Origin of the sequence: Thauera sp., from assembly GCF_034003485.1 — a bacterium.
Taxonomy (GTDB): domain Bacteria; phylum Pseudomonadota; class Gammaproteobacteria; order Burkholderiales; family Rhodocyclaceae; genus Thauera.
This window is the reverse complement of record NZ_JAVEYL010000077.1, coordinates 1-4,921: the sequence shown is the minus strand read 5'-3', so window position 1 is coordinate 4,921 and position 4,921 is coordinate 1. Positions and strand designations below refer to the sequence as shown.

At 60.8% G+C, this 4,921-nt stretch carries 5 protein-coding genes; 3 read left to right on the top strand and 2 right to left on the bottom strand.

What is annotated here, in order from left to right:
- Positions 1-150: 150 nt before the first annotated feature.
- Positions 151-1,143: a GlxA family transcriptional regulator gene (locus tag RBT54_RS18230; RefSeq protein WP_004261223.1), complete on the bottom strand. Its 993-nt coding sequence runs from the start codon at positions 1,141-1,143 to the stop codon at positions 151-153.
- 183 nt (positions 1,144-1,326) lie between these two features.
- On the opposite strand from RBT54_RS18230, the gene RBT54_RS18225 reads away from it, so the two are divergent.
- Positions 1,327-2,046 carry an NAD(P)H-dependent oxidoreductase gene (locus tag RBT54_RS18225; protein WP_004261236.1) on the top strand — a complete coding sequence of 240 codons (720 nt, stop codon included), beginning with the start codon at positions 1,327-1,329 and terminating at the stop codon, positions 2,044-2,046.
- Between the two features lie 18 nt (positions 2,047-2,064).
- Entirely contained in the window at positions 2,065-2,820 is a 756-nt protein-coding gene (locus RBT54_RS18220) for an enoyl-CoA hydratase (protein WP_038011787.1), read from the top strand.
- On the opposite strand, the gene RBT54_RS18215 is transcribed toward RBT54_RS18220, so the two are convergent.
- Positions 2,817-3,788, bottom strand: a complete 972-nt coding sequence (locus tag RBT54_RS18215; RefSeq protein WP_277080480.1) for a GlxA family transcriptional regulator — start codon at positions 3,786-3,788, stop codon at positions 2,817-2,819. The genes RBT54_RS18220 and RBT54_RS18215 overlap by 4 nt on opposite strands.
- 123 nt (positions 3,789-3,911) lie before the next feature.
- Here RBT54_RS18215 and RBT54_RS18210 point away from each other — a divergent pair, with 123 nt between their 5' ends.
- Positions 3,912-4,802: an MBL fold metallo-hydrolase gene (locus RBT54_RS18210; protein WP_020651372.1), complete on the top strand. Its 891-nt coding sequence runs from the start codon at positions 3,912-3,914 to the stop codon at positions 4,800-4,802.
- Positions 4,803-4,921 lie beyond the last annotated feature (119 nt).

The window sequence follows — 4,921 nt, the reverse complement described above, 5'->3', positions numbered from 1 at the left end:
CCGACCCACTCCGGTCGTTCCGGGCTGGCAAAGGGGCAACGGCAGCTTTCAGAGTGGACCGGCCTCCGGTCCTTTGAGAGCGGCTGGCGAATCGTCGAGCCGGGGTCACCGGCGGACTCTTGGATAGAGGTCGTTCAACGCGTCATGCCGTCAAGGCGCCGAGTTAATCTGGAACCGATTCCTATACGCCCCGGGGCTCATCCCAATGCGCTGCCGAAAGAGCCGCGAAAAGGAGCTGGTGTCGTTGTAGCCAACTTGGCCGCCTATAGCCTCCACGCTCAGATCACCCGTCTCGAGTAGCGCTCGGGCGGCCTCGAGCCGGAGATCCTGCAGATACGCCAGCGGGGTCTGGCCCAGCGCCGCCTTGAACCGTCGAATGAGCGTGCGATCACTGATCGCGAGCGCGTCCGCAAGCACGGAGATCCGCAATTCCTTGGTCATGTTGCTCTGGAGCCAATGCTGCGCACGTTCCACGAGGGAATCCGAGTGCGCTCTTTCTGCCAGCAGCGGCAGGTAAGGAACCTGGCTGGTCTGGCTCACGTCGATCAGCAAGCTCTTGGCGGTCTGCGAGGCGATGGCCGGCCCCGAAAAGCGCTCGATGATGCGGATGGCTTGCAGCAGGTATGACGCCGAAGCACCCGCGCAGACCAGCCGATCCGATTCGGTGATCACGGAGCGGATTTGCAGATCCACCTTCGGGTACTTGGCGCGGAACTGGCGTTCCAGCCACCAGGTGGTCGTCACCGTTCTGCCATCGAGCAGTCCGGTCTGCGCCAGGATGAACGTGCCGGTGCAGTTCGCGGCGATCCACGCCCCGGCGCGCCACTGGGCGACCAGCCAGTCGGAGGTGTCGGCGAGCCGGTCGAGGATCTGATCGAACTGGCCCTGGCCCCCGTAGTGCAGGCTGGGGATGAAGACGAGATCGTAGCGCTCGCTCGGCTCCAGCTTGTGCGTCTGCAATTGCAGACCGTTGCTTGCCACGATGGGATTCCCCGATGAGGAAACGAAGCGCCATTCGAACTGTGCGGCGGCCGTGCCTTGCTGTCGCCGCAGGTGCGAGTTTGCGACCTGCAGGATGTCGGCAAAGCCGCCGACGCTGGAGGCATAGCACTCATCGAATGTAAGGATTGCGGCACGGGGCATGACGTGGCGAAAATCGCATAGTAATAGTCATATTCGCCACTCTACACGGTCTGGACCGGTCATTAAACTGCCCTTCATCGTGATCGTTTCGCTCTTTGGAAGAGCGATGCACTTGCCATTAGAGGGTCATCACCGGTGCCATCTTCGGCGAGGACGTGACCAATCAAACAGGGGAATCAAATCATGCGAGTCTTCATTGTCCACGCGCATCCCGAGCCGAAGTCGTTCTGTACGGCCATGAAGTCGGCTGCGGTCGAGGAGTTCGAACGGCAGGGCCACGAGGTTCAGGTGTCGGATCTGTATGCCATGGGCTTTCAGCCGGTGGCTTCGGCAGCCGACTTTGGCGATCGCGCCGATCCCGATTACTGCACGTATGCGCTTGAGCAGCGGCACGGGCTCAACACCGGCACGCTTAGTGCCGACATCCGCGCCGAGCTCGACAAGCTCCTTTGGTGCGACCTGCTCGTGGTGGTCTTTCCGGTCTTCTGGTTCTCGACGCCGGCCATCCTCAAGGGCTGGATCGACCGTGTGTTCGTGTCGGGCCAGGTCTACGGGGGCAAGCGGTTCTATGACCGCGGCGGACTGGTGGGCCGTCGTGCGCTTGTCGGCCTCACGCTGGGCGGCCAGGAGCATATGTTCGGTACGCAGGGGATCCACGGTCCACTCGACGGCATGCTGAAGCATCTCCTGCAAGGCACGCTGGCCTATGCGGGACTACAGGTGTTGCCGCCGTTCATTGGCTGGCACGTCCCCTACGTCTCCGACGAAGCACGACAGCAAATCCTGGAAACCTGGAGAAGTCGTATCCGGTCGGTCGCCGACGCCACCCCTCTCCAGTTCCCGAGCCTTGCAGACTACGACGACAAACTCTATCCGCTCACCGCGGATTCCAACGCTGTTTGATTGAACGAGGAGATTAGGATGATCAAGAGCTCACATGACCGTGGTGTTCAAGTTATCGAGCTGAGCCGACCGGATAAGAAGAACGCCTTTACCGGGGCGATGTATCACCAGCTGCGCGAGGCATTGGTCGCGGCCGATGCGGATCAGTCCGTCAGTGTGATCCTGCTCACGGGGGCAGGAAACGCCTTCTCGGCGGGTAACGACCTCGAGGACTTCCTGAATTCCCCCCCGGAGAGTGTGGATGCACCGCCCTTCCGATTCCTGAATGCACTCGCCCAGGTCAAGAAGCCAGTGCTTGCAGCGGTCAATGGACTCGCGGTCGGGATTGGCGCCACGATGCTGTTTCACTGCGACCTGGTTTTTGCGCAGGACACCGCACGCTTTTCGTTTCCGTTCGTTGCACTGGGGCTGATCCCGGAAGGGGCATCCAGTCTGCTCCTGCCGCGACTCGTCGGTCACCAACGGGCATCCGAGATCCTTCTTCTCGGCGACCCGCTGTCCGCCAATGAGGCGCAGGCGATTGGTCTCGTCAATCGCGTCATCGCAGAGCAGCCCGTGCTGGATTTCGCCTTGGCGCAGGCGATCCGTCTGACACAACTGCCCCAGGGTGCCGTGCTCCGTACCAAAGCCTTGCTCAAGCATCCCGACGAGGTTCTGGGACGCATCAATCTGGAAGCCGAAGCTTTTGTGATGCGGGCGAAGAGTTCAGCCGCCCAGGAGGCGTTCGCGGCATTCGTGGAAAAGCGGAAGCCGAATTTCGCTGGTCTGGACTAAGCAGAACGCTCTTCACCTTGACCGAATGTCCGACGCCAGTCCCTCGGGCTCACCTGAAAGCGCTTCCTGAAGTGCTGCCGGAGGGACACTGGGGTTTGAAACCCCACGACATCAGAAATTTTCTCCACTGGCAGCGATGTGCTTTCAAGCAGTTCGCGGGCTCGCTGCAAACGCTCATTCACCAGCCACTCGACCAGCGTCATGCTGGTCGCTTTGCTGAAGTGACGCGTGAAGGTCCGCCGACTCATCGATGTGCGCGCTGCCAGATCCTCAACGGTGTGCTGCTTGGCGATGTTTGCGCGCAAGTAGTCGAGAAGCCGATTGATCTGCGCATCTTGCGTTGAAAACGCCATCGGTTGCTCGATGAACTGCGCCTGACCACCCTCCCGGTGCGGCGGTATGACCATCATTCGCGCGACTTTGTTGGCGACTTTCGAACCGTAATACTTCCGCACGATATGCAGGCAACAGTCCAGCCCGGCGCCCGTGCCCGCGGAAGTGATCAGGCCGTCCTCTTCGACATAGAGGGCGTTCATATCGAGCTTTACGCCCGGGAAACGTTTGCCGAAGTCCTGTTCGCCCATCCAATGCGTAGCGGCCCGCTTGCCGTCGAGCAGTCCGGCGTAAGCAAGGGCATAGGCGCCATAGCATAGACCTACGACGTCGGCACCCCGTGCATGTGCGCGTACCAGCGCATCGACCAGATCGGATTGCGGGGGAGTGTCCAGGTCGTGCCAGCTTGGCACCACGAGGATGTCTGCCGTTTCCGTCAGCTCCAGCCCGCCGTCCGGCACCACCGTAAGCGCGCGTTCAGCCTGCAGCGGTTGACCACCTGGCGCAATGACCTTCAAGTCGAACAGGTGTCCTTCTGCCAACTCCATGCTAAAGACCATGAGTGGCACGGCAAAGTGGAACGCACTGGTCCGAGGGGGAACGATCAGAGCAACGACAGGAACGGGTTTTGACATGGCGCGATGGTGCTCGGCGCAATGGCCCAAAAGTTTCGATAGATGACCTGTAGGCCAATTTTATGGCAGGCGCAGCTTGCCCACAATGCAGCTTCCGATCAACGTCGTCTCTGGAGCACCAACATGCAGCCCATAACACTCTTTCGTAGCATCGCGCTCGCACTGTCCCTCGGGGTAGTGGGTATATCGGCGCACGCAGCCGCCGAGGTCTCGACGCCGACCACGGCAGCGGCGCAGATGCAGCATATCCGCAACGCCACGTCGAAAATCAGCTACGCGGGCAAGGTCTTCCTGATCGACCCCATGCTGGCGAAAAAGGGCGCCTATCCGGGCTTTGAAGGTACGGTTCGCAGTCATCTGGCCAATCCGCTCGTCGAGCTTCCCATGCCGGCGCAGGATGTGCTGAAGGGCGTGGATGCGGTGATCGTGACGCATACGCATCTCGACCATTGGGACGGTGGTGAGCACCAGTTGATTCCAAAAAGCATGCCCTTGTTTGTGCAGAACGAAGCCGACGCCAAAATCATTCGTGCGCAGGGCTTCACCGATGTTCGAGTCGTTGGCGAGAACACCGTTTTCGAGGGCGTTCGCCTGACGAAGGCTGGCGGCCAGCACGGCACGAATGAGATGTATGCCGAAAAGCCGCTGGCCGAGCTTTTGGGTGAGGCCATGGGCGTCGTCTTCCAGGCACCGGGCTCGCCCACCGTCTACCTCGTCGGCGATACCATTTGGCGCAGCGAGGTCGAACAGACCTTGGCCAGCTTCAAACCCAGCGTGGTCATCCTGAACGCAGGCGACGCTCGTCTGGTCGGTTTCCCCGGGTCGATCATCATGGGCAAGGACGATGTCCTCCGCGCGTATCGCGGCGCGCCGAACGCGACCATCGTCGCCGTCCATATGGATGCGATCAATCACATGACCTTGAGCCGCGAGCAACTGCAGGACTACGTCCAGCAGAACGGCATCGAGGATCGCGTCCGGATTCCCGCTGATGGCGAGATTCTGAAGTTTTGATCCATGGCGTCCCATCCCGATCGGGGTGGACGCTCCTTGATCTTGTGGAGCGGATTCCTGAAGAGCGCGGTGATCGTAGCCAGGAATCGTAAGCGCGCGAGGTTGAAGCGGCTGTTGTA